This is a genomic window from Streptomyces sp. NPDC019396 (assembly GCF_040632375.1).
In the GTDB taxonomy this organism is placed as follows: domain Bacteria; phylum Actinomycetota; class Actinomycetes; order Streptomycetales; family Streptomycetaceae; genus Streptomyces.
The window spans coordinates 168551-189505 of record NZ_JBEYBS010000008.1 but is presented as its reverse complement, the minus strand read 5'-3'; the positions used below and the strand labels follow the sequence as shown (position 1 = coordinate 189505).

21 protein-coding genes, 1 tRNA gene and 2 pseudogenes are annotated in these 20955 nt (G+C 69.1%); 12 read left to right on the top strand and 12 right to left on the bottom strand.

The window, feature by feature from the left end:
* Positions 1-253: 253 nt before the first annotated feature.
* Positions 254-1153 (top strand): hypothetical protein, encoded by a 900-nt coding sequence (locus ABZ532_RS12165; protein ID WP_361281696.1) that lies wholly within the window; start codon positions 254-256, stop codon positions 1151-1153.
* Here ABZ532_RS12165 and ABZ532_RS12160 read toward each other — a convergent pair whose 3' ends face one another.
* Positions 1154-1483 carry a hypothetical protein gene (locus ABZ532_RS12160; protein ID WP_361281507.1) on the bottom strand — a complete coding sequence of 110 codons (330 nt, stop codon included), beginning with the start codon at positions 1481-1483 and terminating at the stop codon, positions 1154-1156.
* 99 nt (positions 1484-1582) lie between these two features.
* Here ABZ532_RS12160 and ABZ532_RS12155 point away from each other — a divergent pair, with 99 nt between their 5' ends.
* The 3 genes from ABZ532_RS12155 (at position 1583) to ABZ532_RS12145 (ending at position 4164) form a co-directional block, all read left to right on the top strand.
* Positions 1583-1813 (top strand): DUF4287 domain-containing protein, encoded by a 231-nt coding sequence (locus ABZ532_RS12155; RefSeq protein ID WP_361281505.1) that lies wholly within the window; start codon positions 1583-1585, stop codon positions 1811-1813.
* Between the two features lie 338 nt (positions 1814-2151).
* Complete coding sequence (locus ABZ532_RS12150) at positions 2152-3627, top strand: NF041680 family putative transposase (protein WP_361281503.1); 1476 nt, start codon at positions 2152-2154, stop codon at positions 3625-3627.
* Positions 3628-3687: 60 nt separating this feature from the next.
* Entirely contained in the window at positions 3688-4164 is a 477-nt protein-coding gene (locus ABZ532_RS12145) for a hypothetical protein (protein WP_361281501.1), read from the top strand.
* A 121-nt stretch (positions 4165-4285) separates the two neighbouring features.
* On the opposite strand, the pseudogene mihF reads toward ABZ532_RS12145, so the two are convergent.
* The 3 genes and pseudogenes from mihF to ABZ532_RS12130 form a co-directional block, all read right to left on the bottom strand.
* Positions 4286-4600, bottom strand: a pseudogene (gene mihF / locus ABZ532_RS12140) (integration host factor, actinobacterial type).
* Between the two features lie 45 nt (positions 4601-4645).
* Positions 4646-4828, bottom strand: coding sequence for a hypothetical protein (locus ABZ532_RS12135; protein WP_361281499.1), 183 nt, complete (start codon positions 4826-4828; stop codon positions 4646-4648).
* A 61-nt stretch (positions 4829-4889) separates the two neighbouring features.
* Positions 4890-5891, bottom strand: coding sequence for a recombinase family protein (locus ABZ532_RS12130; protein WP_361281497.1), 1002 nt, complete (start codon positions 5889-5891; stop codon positions 4890-4892).
* Between the two features lie 434 nt (positions 5892-6325).
* Here ABZ532_RS12130 and ABZ532_RS12125 point away from each other — a divergent pair, with 434 nt between their 5' ends.
* Together ABZ532_RS12125 and ABZ532_RS12120 are read left to right on the top strand one after the other, a co-directional pair.
* Entirely contained in the window at positions 6326-8053 is a 1728-nt protein-coding gene (locus ABZ532_RS12125; RefSeq protein WP_361281494.1) for a SulP family inorganic anion transporter, read from the top strand.
* A complete protein-coding gene (locus ABZ532_RS12120; RefSeq protein WP_361281492.1) occupies positions 8050-8469 on the top strand; it encodes a pyridoxamine 5'-phosphate oxidase family protein in 420 nt (139 codons plus the stop codon). The genes ABZ532_RS12125 and ABZ532_RS12120 overlap by 4 nt, the downstream gene beginning before the upstream one ends.
* Before the next feature lie 143 nt (positions 8470-8612).
* On the opposite strand, the gene ABZ532_RS12115 is transcribed toward ABZ532_RS12120, so the two are convergent.
* On the bottom strand, positions 8613-8987 hold the full coding sequence (locus tag ABZ532_RS12115) for a hypothetical protein (RefSeq protein WP_361281490.1): 375 nt from the start codon (positions 8985-8987) through the stop codon (positions 8613-8615).
* Between the two features lie 460 nt (positions 8988-9447).
* Here ABZ532_RS12115 and ABZ532_RS12110 point away from each other — a divergent pair, with 460 nt between their 5' ends.
* Both ABZ532_RS12110 and ABZ532_RS12105 read left to right on the top strand, forming a co-directional pair.
* Entirely contained in the window at positions 9448-9786 is a 339-nt protein-coding gene (locus tag ABZ532_RS12110) for a metalloregulator ArsR/SmtB family transcription factor (RefSeq protein WP_361281694.1), read from the top strand.
* A gap of 335 nt (positions 9787-10121) precedes the next feature.
* Positions 10122-10499 (top strand): ATP-binding protein, encoded by a 378-nt coding sequence (locus ABZ532_RS12105; protein WP_361281691.1) that lies wholly within the window; start codon positions 10122-10124, stop codon positions 10497-10499.
* 163 nt (positions 10500-10662) lie between these two features.
* Here the strand turns inward: ABZ532_RS12105 and ABZ532_RS12100 are convergent, their stop codons facing one another.
* Both ABZ532_RS12100 and ABZ532_RS12095 read right to left on the bottom strand, forming a co-directional pair.
* On the bottom strand, positions 10663-10818 hold the full coding sequence (locus ABZ532_RS12100) for a DUF6126 family protein (RefSeq protein WP_361281488.1): 156 nt from the start codon (positions 10816-10818) through the stop codon (positions 10663-10665).
* 187 nt (positions 10819-11005) lie between these two features.
* Positions 11006-11353, bottom strand: coding sequence for an ATP-binding protein (locus ABZ532_RS12095; protein ID WP_361281486.1), 348 nt, complete (start codon positions 11351-11353; stop codon positions 11006-11008).
* On the opposite strand from ABZ532_RS12095, the gene ABZ532_RS12090 reads away from it, so the two are divergent.
* Positions 11340-11633: a hypothetical protein gene (locus ABZ532_RS12090; protein WP_361281483.1), complete on the top strand. Its 294-nt coding sequence runs from the start codon at positions 11340-11342 to the stop codon at positions 11631-11633. The genes ABZ532_RS12095 and ABZ532_RS12090 overlap by 14 nt on opposite strands.
* Positions 11634-11703: 70 nt before the next feature.
* Here the strand turns inward: ABZ532_RS12090 and ABZ532_RS12085 are convergent, their stop codons facing one another.
* The 3 genes and pseudogenes from ABZ532_RS12085 to ABZ532_RS12075 form a co-directional block, all read right to left on the bottom strand.
* A complete protein-coding gene (locus tag ABZ532_RS12085; RefSeq protein WP_361281689.1) occupies positions 11704-12414 on the bottom strand; it encodes a carbonic anhydrase in 711 nt (236 codons plus the stop codon).
* A 19-nt stretch (positions 12415-12433) separates the two neighbouring features.
* A pseudogene (locus tag ABZ532_RS12080) lies at positions 12434-13495 on the bottom strand (DUF4158 domain-containing protein); the annotation flags it as partial.
* A 344-nt stretch (positions 13496-13839) separates the two neighbouring features.
* Positions 13840-14724 (bottom strand): Bax inhibitor-1/YccA family protein, encoded by an 885-nt coding sequence (locus ABZ532_RS12075; RefSeq protein WP_361281481.1) that lies wholly within the window; start codon positions 14722-14724, stop codon positions 13840-13842.
* 356 nt (positions 14725-15080) lie between these two features.
* Here ABZ532_RS12075 and ABZ532_RS12070 point away from each other — a divergent pair, with 356 nt between their 5' ends.
* Entirely contained in the window at positions 15081-15917 is an 837-nt protein-coding gene (locus ABZ532_RS12070) for a hypothetical protein (RefSeq protein WP_361281479.1), read from the top strand.
* A 77-nt stretch (positions 15918-15994) separates the two neighbouring features.
* On the opposite strand, the gene ABZ532_RS12065 is transcribed toward ABZ532_RS12070, so the two are convergent.
* Positions 15995-16882, bottom strand: coding sequence for a hypothetical protein (locus ABZ532_RS12065; RefSeq protein WP_361281477.1), 888 nt, complete (start codon positions 16880-16882; stop codon positions 15995-15997).
* Positions 16883-17048: 166 nt separating this feature from the next.
* Positions 17049-17133, bottom strand: a tRNA-Leu gene (locus tag ABZ532_RS12060).
* A gap of 434 nt (positions 17134-17567) precedes the next feature.
* Here ABZ532_RS12060 and ABZ532_RS12055 point away from each other — a divergent pair.
* A complete protein-coding gene (locus tag ABZ532_RS12055; RefSeq protein WP_361281475.1) occupies positions 17568-18338 on the top strand; it encodes an ABC transporter ATP-binding protein in 771 nt (256 codons plus the stop codon).
* A gap of 58 nt (positions 18339-18396) precedes the next feature.
* Positions 18397-20937 (top strand): FtsX-like permease family protein, encoded by a 2541-nt coding sequence (locus tag ABZ532_RS12050; RefSeq protein WP_361281473.1) that lies wholly within the window; start codon positions 18397-18399, stop codon positions 20935-20937.
* Positions 20938-20955: the final 18 nt, after the last annotated feature.

Genomic DNA, 20955 nt, shown 5'->3' with positions numbered 1-20955 from the left:
ACTCGGTCAATCCCTCCGCGTCCCAGCCGTGACCTAATCTCCCCCAGGATGTGACGTATCTCCTGGGGGAGATTCATTTGGCCAGGTCAGAGCATCTCTAGGGGTGATCGTCCCGCGTGAATCCCACCCGACCCCTGTGAAGAGCTGTCCATTTCGTGATGTATTGCACTGACACGAGACATCAGCTCAGGCCAAGCTGATGTAGTAAGTCGGTCGGGGATCCACAGAAACCGGGAGTACGTCAGTGAGCGCCATGTCTCTCGCCCTCATGCTGACCGCGGCCACGGCCACGGCAGCGGGCACCGCCGCCCTGCACGCCGCTCACGGGCTGCGCAAGCAGGTCACGGCCCTGCGTGCGGAGCTGTCCGCCCTGCACGGCAGTGGTCCCGGTCCGCTCGCCGCCACGGTGCCCGGGGCCCGCACCGCCCCTGCCGAAGAGATACGCGCAGCCGTCGCCGAAGCCCTCGCCGAGGAGCGGGAGCGCGAACTGGCCGAGGCGCGCGCCTTCTGGGCCGCGCAGGAGGCCCGCGAGGCCGCCGACGCCCCGACGACGCTGCTCGGCGGATCCGGGGGGCTGGGAGAGGACGCTCCGCCGCTGTTCATCCCGCGCCAGGCCGACTTCGCGGGGCTCGAGGCGATGGACTTCGAGGCCATGCACCTCGATGAGGCACTGGAAGCGGTCGACGCGATGGGCACGCTGGACGCGGCCGAGGCGCTGGACGGACAGGACGAACTCCCCGGCTTCAGTGAGCCCCCGGCCGAGTTCGCCGAGGACTCCCCGGAGCTGGCCGCGGCCCGCCGCAGGCATCCCTCCCACCCGGACTTCGTACCGGTCCAGACCCCGGTGGTCACCGACCACGAGCGCACGGTGGCCCGCCTCGAGGAGCTCGCCGAGACCGGCACCGCTCTCTCCGACGTGCGGCCAGGGCCGCTCGGCACCCTCGACGTCTATGTCTTCGCCGACGGCACGACGCTCTGCATCACCCCCGGCCACCGGGAGACGGCCGAGCGTCTCGCCGACGCGCTGCGCAGCGGACGGACGCCTGTCCTGCTGGGTGGCTCCGGCGTGTCAGGTGCCTATGCGCTGACCTTCTCCTGCGGCCCCGAGGAGAGTGTCTACATCCTCGCGGACCGCGTCATCGCATCCCTCTGATCACAGCAGGGCACTCAGGCGCTCCCCCGCCTTCTCCACGAACCCCACGGCCTCGTCCAGCTCCCGCGGCGGGGCCGCAGTCGTGCGCAAGGACTCAGCCAAATCCGACCCTGCCACGACAAGTTGGTCGGCGACGGCGAAGACCCCGGCATCGGGCATGATCTTCGGATCCTCGTCCGGGGCCTCGATCCGCTGGGCCCGCACCGCCAACTCCCTGGCCAGCGCCAGCCCTTCGTCCGCAGCCCCTCGCTGCAGACGGCTCTGCGGGGCGGTGCGCAGCCGGTCGGCGATCCGCTCCACGGCGGCGGTCAGGGGTGTCGTATCAAGCACGACGCGACCCTATGCGCCGGTGCCGCACTGTTGCCAATGGACGAACACTCAGGCACGGTGACGTGAAGGACCACACGCGCAAAGCGCACGGAGGCGCCGATGTCCCAAGTCTTCTCCGAAGAGACCCACCGCAATCTGCTCTCCCGCATCCCCGACTGCACCGGTCGTGAAGTGGCCGACTGGCTCCGCACCGTGGAGGACGGCCCCGCTCTCTTCCGCTTCGAGGAGAAGGTCAGCTGGCTGCGCGGCGAGCACAATCTCGCCTACGGCCACGCGAAAGCGATCATCCACGAGTACGACCTGAGGCGCGCGGCCCGCAGACTGCTCTAGGCCGTGTTGGGGAACTGGCGCCGTCCGCCCGGAGGGGTGGGGCTCGCGGCGTCTGGTGCGTGCGATCGCAAGGCGGAGGGTCGTCCTCGTACTGGACGTACTTGGATGAGTCCGACAACGCAGCGAGTGTGCGTGCTGGGGGCACCTCCCGGGCGAAGCTCTGGGGGAGTCGCGTGCCAGGCGGGACTTTCGCAACACGCCCTAAGCTTGTCATTTATGGTCCGGCGTCGAACGCGGATCGAACTTGGTCAGCGTTTTCGCAGTTCGGCGGACGTGTAGGCGGCCTTCGTCTGATCCTGTGCTCCGTCACAGAGTGGATCAACACGAAGGCCGTGGCCGTGAGTTTGGTGCATCAGGGCGTCCTGCGGGATGCGTTCGCGGAAGTGTCACACTTCCGGTCGGAGCTGTATGCGTGTCTGACCGCACGGGGCGACGCGTTGTTCGAGTTGTGCGACGCGTTGCTGTGCACGGACGGGCCGGTGCGGACGCTGGTCGATCTCGCGCTCGCGCCCGAACACCGCCGTGGGCACGGAGCCCTGTACGGCGGACTCAACCAGGGTCGGATCGACGTCGCCCGGCTGCGTCGGGCCCTGGCCGGGGTGCCGCTGCCCAGGGCGGCGGACGGCCGGCTCGTGCTGGCGGTGGATGTCTCGCCGTGGCTCCGGCCGGACGCCAACACCTGTGCCGACCGGGCCTTTTGCCACACGTTCGGCCGGGGTGAGGGCAAGCATCAGATGGTGCCCGGCTGGCCTTACTCGGTGGTGGCCGCGCTGGAGACCGGCCGCACGTCCTGGACAGCGGTGCTGGACGCGGTGCGCCTGGACCCCGGCGCCGACGTTGCCGCGGTGACCACGGTCCAGCTCCGCGAGGTCGTCGAACGGCTCGTCGCCACCGGCCAGTGGAAGCAGGGCGACCCCAACGTCCTGGTCGTGCTGGACGCCGGATACGACGCGCCCCGCATCGCTCACCTGCTGGGCGACCTGCCCGTCGAGATCCTGGGCCGACTGCGGTCGGACCGGGTGATGCGCCGACCGACGCCCTCGCTCACGGAGTACGCCCTGTCCTATCCCCAAGGCGGGCGACCGCCGAAGCACGGCGGCGAGTTCATCTTCGGCGACCCGGCCACCTGGGGCACCGAGCAGACCGTGACGGTCACCGACACTCGCCGCTACGGGAAGGCGACCGCGCAGGCGTGGGACCTGCTGCATCCGAGGCTGACACGTCGGGCGGCCTGGCTCGACCACGACGGCCCGCTTCCTCTCATCGAGGGCACTGTCATCCGTCTGGTCGTGGAGAAGCTGCCCAGCGGCGGGGTCAACAAGCCGGTCTGGCTGTGGTGGTCGGGCACCGACGCCACCACGGGCGACGTGGACCGCTGCTGGCAGTCCTTCCTCCGCCGCTTCGACATCGAGCACACATTCCGCCTGTTCAAGCAGACGCTCGGATGGACCAAGCCCCGGCTTCGCAGCTCGGAAGCAGCCGACCGGTGGACCTGGCTGGTGATCGCCGCCTATGCCCAGCTCCGGCTCGCCCGCCCGCTGGCCGCCGGCCTCCGGCGCCCCTGGGAGAAGCCAACCGAGCCGAACAGACTCACTCCCGCCCGCGTCCGACGGGGGTTCAGGAACCTGCGCACGAAGACCGGCACTCCTGCCGGTGCACCGAAACCGTCCCGCCCTGGACCCGGCCGTCCGCCGGGCTCAAAGAACCGTCACCCCGCCCCCCGTCATGACGTGGGCAGAGTCCTCGCGACCGGCGAGGCGTATACCCGCCCCGCCCATCACAAGGTGGGCACCAAGCCTCGCCGCACAGCGTGAACCCGCAGCTCACGCCACCTACGACAACCGATGCACCTCCCACCAGGCAAAATGAGCGACATGGTCAACGACGGGAACACCAGCTTCGTGCTGCCGCGCGGGGCGACAGGCTTTTTCTGGCCGAAGGAGGGCCCGCTCCCGAAGACCGACCTGCGGGCGTTCCGCACCGCTCTGTATGCCGCTGCCCGCGGCGCCGGAGGCAAAGTGGGCGAGGTGGAGGAACAGGCATATCCTCGGCCCTTCCACACCGCATCGGTCGTCGGAGGCGCAGGCGAGAGCATCGTCCTTTGTCACGCTCATCACCCCTGGATCGCCTTCGCCCAGACACGTCGGAACTGGTACGGGGAGGAGTTCCTCGCACCGCCTACGTGGGCTCATGCCTTTACCGACGTGGGCTTCGCCGTCCTGAGCAGCGAGTTGCTTGCCACACCGCTTTCCGACGTGGACACCTCAGTGCTCGGGCCGGGCGAGTGGCGTGAGGTCCGTTTCTACGGCATCACGACATTGGGCGGAGTCCTCTTCAACGCATGGGACTGACAACGGCCTTGGGGAACATCGGTACAGCCGTTGGCGCTGGGATTGATCATGAACGCAGAGGACCCCGGTGAGGTGATCACCGGGGTCCTCTGACGTTGTAGCGGGCGGGCGGCGTCGCTGGTCAGGTTCGCGGCGGGAAGAGTTCGAGGAGGCGTTCCTTCTGGCCGGCGCCGAGGCCCTGGACGCGGCGACGCTCGGAGATGTCGAGGTCGGCCAGGAGCTGGCCCGGCGCGGACCTTGCCGATGCCGGGCAGTGATTCCAGCAGGCGCCGTACGTACGTCTTGCCGACGATGGAGTCCTCGCGGTCCAGCACCTCCTTCAAGGTGACCCCGTTCGTCTTGAGGGCTTCGAGGACTTCGCCGCGTCCTTGCGGACGGCGGCGGCCTTCCTCAGTGCCTCGGCGCGGGCCTCGGCGGTCAGTACGGGCAGAGCCATGGGCGCCGCTCCTCTTCCTCTCGTACGGGCGTGTGGCGGTCATCATCACCCTGCCGTGCAGTTGGTGACCAGCAGGTTTACGGGATCCGGTGCCCCCTCTACGAGGGTGGTGTCGGGTCGGTGACGAGACGCAGGGCGGGGCGGGGCGAACTCGCCGAGTTCCAGTGCCGCCTCGCGCCAGTGGGCGGCCAGCTGAAGGACGGCCTTGGGGGCCAACGGAACAGCCATTAACGCTAAGCACTTGATCTTGGTCTTCTAGCACGTCAGGCGCGCGATCGCGGGGCCAGCTCTACACGGCCTGGGCCGCGGGGGCCGGCTGGCGGGGCTGGGGTATGTCGTCCGCGGCTGTCAGCGTGGTGAAGTCGGCTCGTGCCTGCTCGACGGCTTCGGGGTACGCCTCGCGCTTGGCGTGTTCGGCGAGGGCCCGGTAGACGCTGGCGACGGATGGGGCCTGACCTTTGCGTTTGCCGGTGGGGATGATCAGGTCGGGCTGGATCTGCTCGACGGACTCGCCGTTCGCGCGGCGGCGGAGCACGGTGTGCAGCATGTCGTCGGTGATGACGGGAGGCCGACCACCGTGCTTGCCCTTGCGGGCGGCGGTGTCGAGTCCTTCCAGCGTCGATTCCCGGATGTTCTCCCGCTCGGTCTCCGCCATCGCGGCGAAGAAGCCGAAGAGCAGTCTTCCGGGGCCGGAGGGGTCGTACATCCCGGGGAGCGGTCCGGCGAGCATCTCCAGGACCAGGCCGTGGGCGGTGAGGTGATCGGCGAGCGCGGTCAGCTCGGCTGCATCGCGCCCCAGCCGCTTCATCTCGAACACGGTGAAGATGACCCGGCAGTGGGGTGCGTGGGCCTTGATCTCGCGGGCGGCGGCGAGCGCGGCCTCGAACTGCGGCCGGACGCGCATGCGGGTGCTGATCTTCTCGCTGAAGATCTTCTCCCTGGGGATGCCGTGCTTGGTGAGCGCGTCGAGCTGGGACTGGAGTTCCTGGCTCAGGTGCGAGCATCGCGCGTAGCCGATGCGGATGTCAGCGGTCGGGGTGTTCGGGGCAATCGGCGCCGGGGGCGGCGTGCCGGGCCGCCACGGCTGCCCCGGACCTCGGTCAGCCGGGGTTGCCACCCGCAGGAGCTTCGCGAGCCGGGGCACCTTGGTGAAGCGGCCGGTGTGGTAGGTGCCGGCGACCGCGCCGCCGCGCGAGCGGCACGGTGATCCAGGCTCGGCCGCACACCTCGGGCAGGGATGGCGCTCGACGTCGTCCGCGTCGGCCGGGGAGGGCTCTTGAGGGTCCGTCATAGCCCCGGATTTTCTCACAATGCAAGTCTCAGAAGGGGGTTCGACCCGCCTTTGAGTGAGAACGAGTTGTGCGAACCAATCCGGGGCCCGGGCGGCTTTCCCGGCTCTCAAGTGATCTTGCTCTGGCAAAGGGTCGTTCATGAGAATGGCTGACCGTCCGCGGTTGAAGGTCCCCGTCAGGCGGGGTGCACCTTCCGCAAGAGCGTGCGACTGGATCGGCGACTCTCGGAATTGCAGAATTCTGCAATTCATTACATTCTTATATCGTGGTCTCCGGGGTGGGCCGGTGATGTGCCCGTACGGGCCTTTGGTGATGGGAAGGGTTGGAGGAGCGGGGTGGCAGTTCCGCTGTGCTGGGTGATGGCCGACTTCGTGCCGGTGTTCGCCGGCTGGAGACAGGGGCTGGGTGGTCTGCGGGTGAGCGGGGCAGTCTCATGAATCAGGTCCTGCTGCGGTGCGTGCGCAGGGTTCGGGCAGTGCTGCCGACCCGTGCCGACTACCTGGTGATGGCGCGGGATCCGCGCCGGGATTTGCTGGCGGGGTTGACGGTGGCAATCGTTGCCCTGCCCCTCGCGCTCGGGTTTGGTGTCTCCTCCGGGCTGGGGGCGGAGGCGGGGTTGGCGACCGCGGTGGTGGCCGGGGCTTTGGCGGCTTTGCTGGGCGGCTCGAACCTTCAGGTGTCGGGGCCGACTGGGGCGATGACGGTTGTGCTGGTCCCGATCGTTGCCGAGTACGGTTCGGGCGGGGTGCTCACGGTCGGGCTGATGGCCGGTGTGCTGCTGATCGCCGTAGCCTTGTTGAAGGCGGGCCGGTACATGGCGTATGTGCCTGCCCCGGTGGTGGAGGGCTTCACTCTCGGCATCGCGTGCGTGATCGGCCTGCAGCAGGTCCCCAACGCGCTGGGGATGGACAAGCCCGAGGGCGAGAAGGTCCTGGCGATCGCCTGGCGCTCGGTGACAGCGTTTGTCGAGGCGCCGAATTGGACGGCGCTGGGCCTTTCGCTCGGGGTGGCAGCCGTGATGCTGGCCGGGGCGCGGTGGCGACCGACCATACCGTTCTCGATCGTCGCGGTGATCGCGGCGACGATCGCGGTGGAGGTCTTCCATCTTCAGGGAGCGGCGTCGATCGGCGCGTTGCCGTCGGGCCTGCCCGTGCCTTCACTGTCTTTTATCGACATCTCGGCGCTGGGGGCGCTGCTGGCCCCTGCGGTGGCGGTGGCGGCTTTGGCTGCGCTGGAGTCGCTGCTGTCGGCGACCGTGGCGGATGGCATGACGGTCGGCCAGAAGCATGATCCGGACCGGGAGTTGTTCGGGCAGGGGGTGGCGAACCTGGCCGCCCCGCTGTTCGGCGGGGTCCCGGCGACCGCGGCGATAGCCCGGACCGCGGTCAATGTGCGCACCGGTGCTTCCTCCCGGACCGCGGCCCTCACCCACGCGGTGATCCTCGGAGTGATCGTGTTCGCCGCCGCCCCGCTCGTCTCCCGCATCCCGCTGGCAGCGCTGGCCGGGGTGCTGCTGGCAACCGCGGTGCGGATGGTGGAGGTCGGCTCGCTCAGGGCCATGGCCCGCGCGACCCGCTCGGACGCGCTCGTCCTGGTACTGACCGCCGCGGCCACTCTGCTCTTGGACTTGGTCTACGCGGTGATCATCGGCCTCGTAGTGGCCGGGGCGCTGGCGCTGCGCGCGGTCGCCGGGCAGGCCCGCCTCGATCAGGTCGACTTCCGCCCGGACCTGCCCGGGGAACACAGCGACGAGGAGCACGCGCTGCTTGCCGAGCACATCGTCGCCTACCGCATCGACGGCCCGGTCTTCTTCGCTGGCGCGCACCGGTTCCTGCTTCAGCTGTCAGAGGTGGCCGACGTGCGCGTGGTGATCCTGCGCATGTCCAGAGTCACCACCATGGACGCCACCGGCGCCCTCGTCCTGAAAGACGCGGTCGACAAGCTCCACCGACGTGGGATCACCGTGCTGGCCTCCGGAATCCGGCCCGGCCAGCGGCAGGTCCTCGAATCCGTCGGGGCCTTGGACATGCTGCACACCGATGGTCAGGAGTATGCCACCACCCCAGAGGCGATCGCCGCGGCCCGCAAACTCCTCGAGCATGCCGGACTCCTCCCCCGCCGCCACCGTCACCCGCACCGAGCCCGGAAGGCCCCCCGATGACCCATCCCGCCGAGCGGATGATGCTGGAGATCTCCGGCACCGAGGCCCTATGGCTCCTCGAAGACGCCCATACCGGCCGCTTGGTCTACATCCAGCGCAACCAAGCGATGATCCGCCCAGCCTGCCACCTCCTGGAGCACGGCCAACTGATCGTCCGCGCCCCCGTCCAGCCCCTGATCGTCCACTCCCGCACCGCCCTGACCTACCACTGCGAAAACATCCAGCACCCGGCCGGCACCGGCTGGACCCTCACCACGCACGGCCCGGGCGACCCCATCACCGACCCATACGAAGAAGCCCACTACCGCCGAACCCTGCCCGGCTGGGCACACGGCCCCCACGACACCCTGCTGCGCCTGACCCCGCAGTCGATCACCGGGTTCCGCCTGGCCCGCCCCGCCGAAGAGGCACGATGACGGCCGACCCGGTGCGGCGGCCACCATGGCCGCCGCACGCGGTGTCATCGGGTCTCAGCCCGCCCGTACACATCAATTCGCCATGTGGTTAATTGAAGAATTCTTCAATTTGTGGGCATGCTGAGCCCCGACGGTGAGGCTCGTTACAACTCCAGTTGGGCTTCGATGCGGCTGAGTTGATGGCGGGCCATGGCCAGGTTGGACTTCGCTTTGTCCAGGACGAGGTAGAGGAACAGGCCGTCGCCGCTGCGGCCTTTGAGGAGCCGGATGAGGTGGTACTGGGTGCCAAGCGTGATCAGTACATCGATGATCTCGTCGTCGAGGCCAAGGAGTTCCATGGTGCGCAGCTTTGCGCGGATCACGTCCGTGTTGCCCGCCGCGGCCACCGTCAGGTCAAGGTCTTTGCTGCCCCCGATCGTGCCCAGTGCCATCCCGCTGGTGTAATCGACGAGGGCGGCGCCCAGGCTGCCCTCAATCGATGTCACGGTCTCCTTGAGGGAGACTTCTATGTTGGCCATGCCGCTTCCTCGCTCCTCGCCACGGCACTTGCGCACAGCAAGTGCCTGCCAGTTGGGTGACGGCGAGATTACGTACCGTGGATGTGGTGGGCGCGAGAATCCCAGTCCTCGTCAGGGCATGCGGAGGATCGCGGTAGAGTGCGCGCCCGCGAGAGCGTCCGCTTGCCCGAGAACGGCCCACCCGAGATCGGCCGCGGGCAACATCACAGGCGGACGGTCAACGGCCGGAGTCGGTGGGGGGATTGGGTGAGGTCGAGGCGTCCGACCAGTTCGCGGCCGCGTCCCGGCCGTGCCCGGGTGCACTAGTCGGAAAACGACGAAGTCGACAGGCAGTCGGCAATTGCAAAATTCTGCAATTCAATACATCATGGAGTGGCTGCGTTCGCGGGGGAGTCGCGGGCGCAGGCCAGGCAAGGGGTTGCCTGCCTTTGTGGGGTGTTGAGGAGGAAGGGTCTCGATGGTGACGGTACCGCTCTATCAGGCCAAGGCCGAGTTCTTCCGCATGCTCGGTCATCCGGTGCGTATCCGGGTGCTGGAGTTGCTGCAGAGCGGGCCGATGCCGGTGCGGGATCTGCTGACAGAGATCGAGGTGGAGCCGTCGGCGCTGTCCCAGCAGCTGGCGGTGCTGCGCCGCTCGGGGATCGTCACCTCGACCAGGGAGGGTTCGACGGTGGTGTATGAGCTGGCGGGCGGCGACGTGGCGGATCTGCTGCGGGCTGCCCGGCGGATCCTCACGGTAATGCTCGCTGGGCAGAACGAGCTGCTGGCCGAGCTGCAGGAGTCCGAGGCCGCCAAGTGAGCAGGCTGACCTCCCGCTGTCGGCGATCGGTGAGCCGCCCGCTCGCGCGCAACGATTTCGCAGCCTCGGCACACAGTCCCCGCCGCGACCTGCTGGCCCGGCGTCACGGCAGCGATCCTGCCGCTGCCCCTCACGCTCGCGCGATGTCTCCGGTTCTGCCTGCGACCGTCGCCAGGTACAGCACGAGCGGAGTACTGGTCGTCGGCACACGGATGTCGCGTCGTCCCCAGATCCTGCTGGGCAGGGTACGGACCGGTTTGCGAATGGGCCACGGTCACGGGAGCCTCTGAGTGTTCTCTCCGATCGGCGATCTGCCCTACCGCCTCGTGCTGACGATGCCCGCTGTCGGCTCCGCGGTCCGGACAGCACGCGAGACTACTGAACTGCTACTGGCCGGGTGGGGCATCAGCCGCCACCACCATGCCGTAGACCCCGCGTTGCTCATCCTGGCCGAACTGGTCACCAACAGCGTGCGGCACGCTGTCGATCTCTCACCCACCATCACGGTGATCTACGCCGGCGCCCCGGACACCTTCGCGTTCGCCGTCCACGACCGCCACCCCTACCAACCCGCACTCCTGCACGCCCATCTCACCCACCGCGGCGGCCTGGCCACCGTCGTCGAACTCACCCTCGGCCTTGGCGGCACCACCGTGGTCCGCGCAGATTCCGACGGCCACGGCAAAAGCATCTGGGTCACCCTCCCCCTGTAGAGAGAGCATTCGCGGACGACGAGGGAGACCGGTGCCGAACCGGCTGACCTCTCCCGGTAACTCGCTGTCCTGACCAAGGCGAACTCCCGTGCGATGCCTCACGAGTCGGGCAGCCGTCTTCCCCAGCCGCAGGTTCACCGTGAGCTCCTGGCCCGCGGCCGGTCTATTTCTGGGCGTGCTCGCCCACGTAGAACAGCAGCCACACGAAGCCGGCAAACAGATGCGTGCCGAAGATGTAGAAGAACGCGCGCAGCGCGACGCCTTTCTCCTTCCACCTCTCGCCAGTCCGATCCACGTCGTGACTCTCGCCGTTCACCACAGCTCCCCTCCTGTGGGTGGCTGGCCAGGGTGCGGCGGGCAGGGCCGGATATGGACCCGCAACCCGTCCCGGCCTGCCTGCGCGACGATCTCCGGGACGTGCCCGGCCGCCACGACCGCAGGTGCCGGCGCGCACGGTGCACAGGCGTAGCTGATCTCGTACATGACTCCTTCTTTCTGTGGGACGGTCACGGGTTTTCCACGGCCAGGAAGCGGACAACGACGCTCTTGCCCTGCCCACCAGGAGCGGGCTCGATCCGCCCGTCCCCGGCGTGAGCGCGCGCCAGCTCAGCCACAACCCCCAGGCCCCGCCCCGGCAGCACGCGCAGCGCCATGGGCCGCGGGTCCAGGTCCGCGACCGCCACCGTCAGGACCTTGCCGGACAGCGCCAGCGTGACCTCGACGTCCGGGGACTGCCCGGCATGCCGCACCGCGTTGGCCGCCAGCTCACTGACCACCAGCAGCACAGCCCCGCCCAGGCAGGACGCGGACGCGATCCCGAGCCCGGACAGCACCCGCTCGGTGCGCTGGCGCACCGCCCGCCCCGAGGCCGGCACCAACGGCACCGCCCACGACGACGCCCCGACCTCGCACACCGTGCTCACAGCCGACTCACCCGGCATCCTCCAGATCCACGCCATGCTTCCGGACCGTACGCAGCGCGTCATCCAACTCATCAGCCGCCTCAGCCTCCTCCACGACATCACCAGCCTCCTGGGCAGCCGCCACACGGGCCCACGCCACCCGAACACGATGCCGCGCCGCCTGCGCGAACTCGGACACACCGCCACCCCCACGCCGTACAGAACCTTATGAATTGCAGAACTCTGCAAGTCTAGCTGCCAGGAGCCCGCGGATCTGCAACGGCAATCAACCCCCTGACTGCTCAGGGCACCCGGTGCACCCGTTGGCTGTTGAACTCATACCGGGCACCGACGACAGCCAGGCGGCCCTTAGCGGCCAGGGCGGCGAGGTCCGGCTCGCCGGCCAGGCTGTCCCGCACCCTGCGCACGTTCTCGGTGACCGCCGCGTCCACACGGGCCTCACCGTGAAGCCGGTGGTCGATCGCCGGGCGGATCCGGTCCGCCAGGTACCGGATGTGCGCCGGAAGCTGCGAGTCCCCGGCATCGGCATGCACCGCCGCGGCGACCGCCCCGCATCCCTGATGACCCAGGACAACGATCAACGGGACAGCGAGTTCCAGCACCCCGTAGGCAATGCTGCCCAAGACCGCCTCATCCAGGACCTCGCCCGCCGACCGCACAGTGAGTAAATCACCCAGCCCCTGGTCGAAGACCAGCTCCGGCGGTACCCGCGAGTCCACGCACCCCAGAATCACCGCGAACGGATGCTGCCCGCCCACCAGCGCCCTGCGCACGCTCTTGGCCCGATCCGGAAAGCTCTCGTGGAACGTCTGCCACCGCCGGTTCCCCACCTCAAGCTCCCGCCAGGCTCGCCCCGGCCCCGACAGTCGCGACAGACCACCCACCGCTGGTTCCGCCCGTGCACCGGACACCGCCGAAGGCCCGCACATCAACCCCGCCCCCACCACCACGATCCCGCTCAACCCCGCACGCACCAGCCGGCGCCGCCGTATCCACGTCCGTGCCGTGGCTCTCGACCAACTCCAGCTCCTCGAACAGCACCTTCGCCGCCCGCGCGAGTGTCCGGGACGCCTTCTCCAGCTGCGGCAGCGTCGAGAGCCGGTCCTTGTCCGTGGCCCGCTTCGCCGTGCTGATCAGCCGCGTCGCCATCAGGACCTGGAACAGGTCCAGGGCCTCGTCGATCGCCTTGGCCTCCAGGTGCCGCATCCCCGCCGTCAGCATCGCCGTGCGCTTCGGCTCGGCGGCCCGCTCCAGCCCGGCCGCCTTCGAGCCCAGCCCGTACCGGGCCAGCGCGGCGAGCCGGTTCGGCGGGATCTTGTTCAGCTTCACCCGGCCCAGGCCGAACGCGCCGATCTCGCCCACCCGCTCCAGCGAGCGGGCGAACGCCGTGCCCGTCGTCCGCGTCGGCGGCCGGCGCAGCCGCTCCAGCTCCGAGAACCGCTTCCCCTCCGGCGTGACCAGCGTCACCACCAGCTGCGCGGGCAGCTCCCGTTCCGCGCGGGCCGCGGCCCGCGCGACAGTGGCGTGCAGCCGTTTCTCGGCGATCGTACGGACCTCGGAGACCTGCCGGGCCAGCACCGAGACACCCGGCAGCAGCACCCGGTTCCGGCGCAGCCAGCCCACCGCCTGGTTGAACAGGGCCACCGGCCCCTCGGCGTGCGTCCACGCCCGGCCGTGCAGGAACGTGCGGAACCTGCGCGACCACTCCGGGTCCTCGTACTCGTGGTACTCGTAGGCGTCCCGGATCTCCCACGCGTGCTCGTACGCCGTCTTCGGCCGCTCGGTGTACCGCTTCACGCACGACGGGTCCTCGATCCCCAGCTGCGCGGCCAGGTGCTCGACCACCGGCCACGGCACGGCGAGCGGGTCCTCCGGCAGGAATCGGCCGATGTAGCGGACCGTGCACATCTGGAGGGCGAACCCAAGTTGGTGGTGCTTCGTACGCCGCAGCGCGATCAGATCGCGGTCGACGTCGTCCAGGAAGAAGAACCGCTCCAGCTCCGGACGCGTCGGCTCCTCGGCGAATCTCCCGTACGCCTCAGCCTGCTCATCAGTTAAAAGTTCCACCGGCACGCGGCGGACGGTAGCTGTCTCTCACGCGTGATCGACGATCTTCACAGCACGGCACACGATCACTGTGCTAGGTGACCATGATCAATCTCAGCGCCAACGGCTGTACCGATGTTCCCCAAGGCCGGACAAGCAATGCAGAGCCGTTAAACGACAAGCTAAGCGCTGTCCGCGTGCTGGGGGCACCTCCAGGACGAAGCTCTGGAGGAGTCGCGGGCCAGGCGGGAGTTCTCACACACGGCCTTGGCAGCCAGGGATCGGCACCCGCGCCATCGGCGACCACAATGCGAAGGGCCCGCCCGGCTTCCACCGGGCGGGCCCTTCGTTCACTCATACGCGTCCTGGCGTCAGTCGTCGCCCTGGAGGATCGACAGCAGCCGCAGCATCTCCAGGTAGATCCACACCAGGGTCATGGTGAGGCCGAAGGCCGCCAGCCAGGACTCCTCGCGGGGAGCACCGTAGGTGATGCCGTCCTCGACCTGCTTGAAGTCCAGGGCGAGGAAGCAGGCGCCGAGGATGATGCCGATGACACCGAACAGGATGCCGAGGCCACCGCTGCGGAAGCCGAGGCCGTCACCGCCGCCGAACACGGCGAACAGCGCGTTGACCGCCATCAGCAGCAGGAACCCGAGCGCCGCGGCCATCACGAAGCCGTAGAAGCGGCGGGTGACGCGGATCCAGCCCATCCGGTACGCGACCAGCACGCCGGCGAACACCGCCATCGTGCCGAGCACCGCCTGCATGACCACGCCGTCCGCGATGTACGTGGAGACGGCGCTGGAGATCACGCCGAGGAAGACACCCTCGAACGCGGCGTAGGCGAGGATCAGCGCGGGCGACGGCTTGCGCTTGAAGGACTGGACGAGCGCCAGCACGAACGCGACCAGCGCGGCGCCGATGCCGATGGCGTACGACTTGCCGATGTTGGCCTGGTCGACGGGCAGCAGCACCCACGACAGGATCGCGGTGAGCACGACGGTGCCGAGCGTCATGGCGGTGCGCGCCACGACGTCGTCCATCGTCATCACACCGGTGCGGGCGGGCGCCTGCGGCGGTGCGCCCAGCTGGGCGTCGGCCGGCGCGTAGGGGTTGGTGGCGTACGGGTTTCCGGTGCCCTGGGCGTACGGGTTTCCGGCGGCGGGGCCCCCGGCCTGCGGCGCGGCGTTGAAGCCCGCGTAGCCGTTGTCGCGGCTGAACCCTCGTCGCGAGAAGACCGGGTTGCTGCTCCTCATCTCACTCCTCCATGGCCGCCGTGCGCGGCCTTGCCACAAGAGTAATGCGGGGGCAAAGAGATCCGCCTAGTGCTGAAGGAGGATCTTTCCTTGATCGTGACAAGCCGGTCACTCCGGCCGATCACCACCACCCCATCGCATCGACCGTTCGTTCGAGTTTCACCCAGCCCCCGTACCCCGGTCTACGCCGACGTATTCCGGCGTACCCCGATCGAACGATCACCTGACCAGAGCACGGCGCGGCGCGGCAACCGCAGGGCGGCGGCGGTGGGCTGTGGGATGTGCGTCGCAGGCCACTCGCACACGTGGATCGCTCCGTGACGGCCGTGGCACCGCACAGAGAAAGGAAGCTCATCATGAGCAGCAGCACCCGGCGCCTCCGCACGGCGGTCGTCCTGGCGGCCGCGGCCGGTCTGGCCGGTCAGGCCCTCGCCATGGCCCCCGCCACCGAGGCCGCGACCAAGCCGCGGCCGAAGCCGCACTACCCCCAGCCGAGGCCAAGCGCTCCGGTCCAGTTCCCCCACGGACTCGCGGAGTTCACCGAGGACGACACGTTCAGGGTGCCCAGCGGTGTGCGTTCGATCTTCGTCCAGGCGTGGGGCGCCGGTGGTGGCGCGGGCGGCGGTGGCGGCGGCGCGTCGACGGAACTGACCGGGACCGGCGGGGGCGGCGGTGGCGGCGGTGGCGGCGGCTTCGTCTGGTGCGCGGTGTCCGTCAAGCCCGGGCAGACGTACACCGTCGACATCGGGGACGGCGGCACCACCGGGACTGCGGGTACCGGCGCGACAGGTGTCAACTCACCGGGTGGGGGCGGCGGCACCGGAGGCGTCGGCGACGCAACGACCTTCAGCAACAGCGGCGTGCTGGTGAACGCCGGTGGTGGCGGCGGCGGTGGCGGCGGCGGTGGCGGTACCGCCGTCGGCGGCACGGCAGGATCGGGCGGCGGCGGAGGCAGCGCGGCGTGCGTCGGTGCCAGCGTGGTCCGGATCGGTGACGACGGCGCGGCAGGCGCCACCGGCACGGACGGCGGGGCCGGAGGCGCGGGCGGAGACACCGCGGACGGCATCGTCGACCCGCCGCTCAACAGCGGCGAGGGTGGCGACGGCGGCGACGGCGGCGCGGCGGGCGCCACCGGCACGGACGGTGGACCCGGAGGCGAGGGCGGGGCGGGCTACCTCGTCGTGTGGTGGTAGCACTGCCCGCGAGCGGCTTCTGACGTGGTCCTGAGGGCCGGTCCGTCCATGGCGACGGGCCGGCCCTCGGCCGGTGGCTACGACGAGGCGCGCCGCAGCTCGGCCGCCACAGCGCCGGCGAAGCGTTCCAGCCCTTGCGGATGCTCCTGGAGGAACAGGTTCGGCTCGATGAGCTCCAGCTCCATGACCACAGGGCTTCTGGTGTCATCCAGCGCCAGGTCCACCCGTGCGAACAGAAGAGCGGCCGGGGACGGCACCGATGCCAGGGCGGCTGTCGCGGTGCCGAGCTCCTCGTCGGTCGGCTGGTACGGGACGAGGTCGGGATGGGGGACCCGGTCGTTGTCGATCACTCCGGGCTCGGTGAGAACCGGGCCTTTGCGGATCGCATGGCTGAAGGTGCCGGAGAAGAAGACCAGTGCGCGCTCCCCCTCCGCCACAAGAGGCAGATACGGCTGGACCATCACGACGCGGCCCCGGTCCAGCAGGCCGCGCGCATGGCTCAGGGCGTCGGCATGCTGTCCGGGTTCGTAGCGCGCGGTATCCGCGGCACCGGCCGAGACGGCGGGTTTGACCACCACCGCGCCGGCGCTCCGGAAGTCACCCTCGCCGCACTGCTCACCCGGCTCGATGAAGCGCGTGGGCACGACGGGTACCCCGTGTGCGGCGAGGTCCAGCAGGTAGCGCTTGTCGCTGTTCCAGCGGATCACTTCGGCCGGATTGCACAGACGAGTGCGCCGCGCCGTCCAGTCGGCCCAGGCCAGGAACTCGTCGACGCGTTCCGCGTAGTCCCAGGTCGACCGGATGACGGCCAGATCGAATTTCTCCCACGCTGCCGGCTCCGCGTCCCAGGCCACCGCTTCGGCCGTCAGACCCTCGGTGCGCAACGCCTCCACGGCGAGTCGGAGATCGGTGTCCACGAGCATGCCGATCCCGCTCGTCACCATCGCGACCGTGGCAGCGTTCACGCGCCTCCCGTCATCACCGTTCATCACCGTCGAAACCATGCATATGAACATGCCATTGTCCTCGCGATGAGGTGCGGGAGCGCCAGGGGCTCGTCCGCCCGCCGTGGGCAGCAGGCCGCGGGGAGCGGAGCCGGTCGGATACGGAGGTCACACGCCTCGTAGCACATGGTGCCCGGAGCCGGACTTGAACCGGCACGGCCCGAAGGCCAGCGAGGTTTAAGCTCGCCGTGTCTGCATTCCACCATCCGGGCCCTGCACGCGGCTCCGTGCTGGCTCACGAGCCTATCCGGATGACTCCCCCGAACAGCGGTACGCCGACTCGATGTTGTCTGATTTTATGGGCGCCTGAGGGTGCGTCAGTGCGGGTATTCGGCAGTTTGCGCTAGCTCTCGCCCGGCATTTGACCACTGATCGCCGCTTCGGCGAAATGACGGAAAGTCGTCGTCCGACTGCGCTCGGGTTCCACCCGTGCCGTGTGCGGAGCCTGACTTACGGCCGGATCCGCGCCTGACCCGTAGTCCGGCTCAGGGGTCGCCGTCATACCCGAGGACTACGGCCGGAGGGCCGGGTCAGACCCGAGAGGGCCTCAGGAACGGGCATCGGGACGGACGATCCGGGCCGGTGTCACGCAGCACGATGGGGTGGTCCCCGAAGAGCAGCGTGAACGCGACAGGAGAGTCGACTCGTGACCACCACCCCCACTGCCTACCGCACCACCGCGGTAGCCGCCCGTGCCATGGATCTGTCCAAGGTCTACGGACAGGGCGAGACCCAGGTGGTCGCCCTCGACCGGGTCACCGTGGACTTCAGGCAGGGCGAGTTCACCGCCATCATGGGCCCGTCGGGGTCCGGCAAGTCCACCCTGATGCACTGCGTCGCCGGGCTCGACAGTTTCAGCGGCGGGTCGGCGCGCATCGGCGAGACCGAGCTCGGCTCGCTCAAGGACAAACAGCTCACCCAGCTCCGCCGGGACAAGATCGGCTTCATCTTCCAGGCGTTCAACCTGCTGCCGACCCTGACCGCGCTGGAGAACATCACGCTTCCGATGGACATCGCGGGACGCAAGCCGGACAAGCAGTGGCTCCAGCAGGTCATCGACCTGATCGGGCTGTCCGGGCGGCTCAGCCACCGCCCCGCGCAGCTCTCCGGCGGCCAGCAGCAGCGCGTCGCGGTGGCCCGTGCCCTCGCCTCCCGGCCCGAGATCATCTTCGGTGACGAGCCGACCGGAAACCTGGACTCGCGCTCCGGCGCCGAGGTGCTGGGCTTTCTGCGCAACTCGGTGCGGGAGCTGGGACAGACGGTGGTCATGGTGACCCACGACCCGGTCGCGGCGTCCTACGCGGACCGCGTGATCTTCCTCGCCGACGGCCGGATCGTGGACGAGATGCTCGCCCCGACCGCCGACGGCGTGCTCGACCGGATGAAGGCGTTCGACGCCAAGGGCCGGACCAGCTGACCCGTACCCGCTGCCGCACCCAAGACCTCCGGCCCTCACCTCAGGACTGACCACCACCATGTTCCGTACCGCCTTGCGCAATGTGCTCGCGCACAAGGCCAGGCTGCTGATGACCGTGCTCGCCGTGATGCTCGGCGTGGCCTTCGTCTCCGGCACCCTGGTCTTCGCCGACACCCTCTCCAACGCCTTCCGCAACCAGTCGGCCAAGAGCTACGACGACGTCGCCGTCGCAGTCACCTCATATGCCGACCCGAACGACGCCGACGCGTCCGGCATCTCCCAGAAACACCTCGACCGGATCGGCGAGCTGGACGGCGTCGCCGCCGCGTACGGCCGCGTCAGCGGCTTCGCCGGTGTCGCCGGATCCGACGGCAAGCTGATCGGTGCCGGCTGGTCCAACAAGGGATCCAACTTCGCCCCCGGCAAGGACGGCAAGGACCCCGCCTACACCTTCACCGACGGCTCCGGTCCGGTGAAGGACAGTCAGATCGCCCTGGACAAGGACTCCGTGGACACGGGCAGGTTCAAGGTCGGCGAAAAGGTGCGCGTCGCGACGAACGGGCCGGCGAAGGACTACACGCTGAGCGGTGTCTTCACGACCCAGGACGGAGCCGTGAACGCAGGCGGCAGCCTGGTGCTCTTCGACACCGGGCTCGCTCAGAAGCAGTACCTCAAGCCCGGCTTCTTCACCGACGTCACCGTCACCGCCGCCCCGGGCGCGGACGACGCCGCGATCCTGAAGGCCCTCACGCCGCTGCTGCCGGAGTCGGCCGAGGCCAGCACCGGGCAGGCGCTCGCCCAGAAGCAGGCGGAGCAGATCGAGGAGGGCATGGGCGTCCTGAAGCAGATCCTGCTCGGCTTCGCCGCCATCGCCCTGTTCGTCGGCATCTTCCTGATCTCCAACACCTTCACGATGCTGGTCGCCCAGCGCACCAAGGAGATCGCGCTGATGCGGGCCGTCGGCGCCTCCCGCAAGCAGATCACCCGCTCGGTGCTGGTGGAGGCCGCCCTGGTCGGTCTCGCCGCCGCCGCGGTCGGGTTCCTGATCGGTATCGGTCTGGCCGTCGGACTGCGCTCCGGGATGGCCGCCTTCGACATGAAGGTTCCGGCCGGACCTCTGGTCATCGGGGCCTCCCCGGTCATCGCCGCACTCTCCGTCGGCGTCCTGATCACCATGCTCGCCGCCTGGCTGCCCGGCCGCCGGGCAGCCAAAATCCCGCCGGTGGCCGCGATGAACAGCGTCCACGCCGTGGCCACCACCAAGTCCCTGGTGCTGCGCAACTCCATCGGATCCGTCCTCACCGCGGCCGGCTCCGCCCTCATCGTGGGGGGCGCGGCGGCCGAGGGCGACACGGGCCGGATGATGATCGCCGGAGGCGCGTTCCTCGCCCTGCTCGGTGTGATCGTCCTGATCCCCATGCTGGCCCGGCCCGTCATCGCACTCGTGCGGCCGCTGCTCATCGGCGTCTTCGGGGTGGCCGGCAAGCTGGCCGGACAGAACGCGGTCCGCAACCCGCGCCGCACCGGCGCCACGGCCTCGGCGCTGGCGATCGGGCTCACTCTGGTGACCGGTCTTTCGGTGCTGGGTGTCACGGTCGGCGAGGCCATCGCGAAGACGACCACGGACAACATCAAGGCCGACTACATGGTCATGATGGCCGGCGGCGGGGCCTTGGACGAGTCCGCGCTGAGCGCGCTGGAGAAGGCCCCGGGTGTCTCGGCCGTCTCGCCTGAGCAGGACTTCCCCTTCCGCGTCGGGAGCGCCGGGGCCGGTGACTACGAGCTGGCCACCGGGGTCACTCCCGGCAGCATCGACAAGGTGCTGAACGTCCCGGTCGTCAACGGCAGCCTGGACACCCTGGCGAAGGGCGAGGTCGCGGTCCCCGAGGACACCGCCAAGGAGCGGGACTGGAAGGTCGGCGACAGCGTCGCGGTCACCTTCAACGACAAGAAGAAGGGCACGCTGAAGGTCGGTGCTGTCTACAAGGGCAGCGAATTCCTCTCCGGTGTCCTCATCGACACGAAGATCGCGAACGCCCACGAGGCCAAGCCGTACATCCCGAACATCTTCGTGAAGATGAACGGCGGTGAGTCCGCGGCGAACGAGAAGGCCCTGCTCGACGCTCTGGGCGGCAACCCCGCGATCAAGGTGATGGATCAGCAGGACATCCGCGACCAGTTCGGCGGCGAGATCAACATCATGCTGAACATCCTCTACGGACTGCTGGCGATGGCTCTGATCATCGCGGTGCTCGGTGTGGTCAACACGCTGGCGATGTCCGTCTTCGAACGCCAGCAGGAGATCGGCATGCTGCGCGCGATCGGTCTCGACCGCCGCAGGGTCAAGCGCATGGTCCGCCTGGAAGCCGTGGTCATCTCGCTCTTCGGCGCGACGGTCGGCATCGTGCTCGGCTCGTTCCTCGGCTGGGCCATCGGCGAGACCATCGCGGACAAGATTCCGGGCTACGAGCTGGTGCTGCCCTGGGACCGGATCGCGATCTTCCTGGCGCTCGCCGGCCTGGTCGGTGTGCTCGCCTCGCTCTGGCCCGCCCGCAGCGCCGCGAGGCTGAACATGCTGAACGCCATCAAGACCGAGTAGAACTCCGAGCAGAACCCG

Bases quoted from the DNA above. Each gene is read 5' to 3' on its own strand.
- ABZ532_RS12165 (WP_361281696.1), top strand. From the start codon at position 254: ATGTCTCTCGCCCTCATGCTGACCGCGGCCACGGCCACGGCAGCGGGC.
- ABZ532_RS12155 (WP_361281505.1), top strand. From the start codon at position 1,583: ATGTCCCAAGTCTTCTCCGAAGAGACCCACCGCAATCTGCTCTCCCGC.
- ABZ532_RS12145 (WP_361281501.1), top strand. From the start codon at position 3,688: ATGGTCAACGACGGGAACACCAGCTTCGTGCTGCCGCGCGGGGCGACA.
- ABZ532_RS12135 (WP_361281499.1), bottom strand. From the start codon at position 4,828: ATGGCTGTTCCGTTGGCCCCCAAGGCCGTCCTTCAGCTGGCCGCCCAC.
- ABZ532_RS12130 (WP_361281497.1), bottom strand. From the start codon at position 5,891: ATGACGGACCCTCAAGAGCCCTCCCCGGCCGACGCGGACGACGTCGAG.
- ABZ532_RS12125 (WP_361281494.1), top strand. From the start codon at position 6,326: ATGAATCAGGTCCTGCTGCGGTGCGTGCGCAGGGTTCGGGCAGTGCTG.
- ABZ532_RS12120 (WP_361281492.1), top strand. From the start codon at position 8,050: ATGACCCATCCCGCCGAGCGGATGATGCTGGAGATCTCCGGCACCGAG.
- ABZ532_RS12115 (WP_361281490.1), bottom strand. From the start codon at position 8,987: ATGGCCAACATAGAAGTCTCCCTCAAGGAGACCGTGACATCGATTGAG.
- ABZ532_RS12105 (WP_361281691.1), top strand. From the start codon at position 10,122: ATGCCCGCTGTCGGCTCCGCGGTCCGGACAGCACGCGAGACTACTGAA.
- ABZ532_RS12075 (WP_361281481.1), bottom strand. From the start codon at position 14,724: ATGAGGAGCAGCAACCCGGTCTTCTCGCGACGAGGGTTCAGCCGCGAC.
- ABZ532_RS12070 (WP_361281479.1), top strand. From the start codon at position 15,081: ATGAGCAGCAGCACCCGGCGCCTCCGCACGGCGGTCGTCCTGGCGGCC.
- ABZ532_RS12050 (WP_361281473.1), top strand. From the start codon at position 18,397: ATGTTCCGTACCGCCTTGCGCAATGTGCTCGCGCACAAGGCCAGGCTG.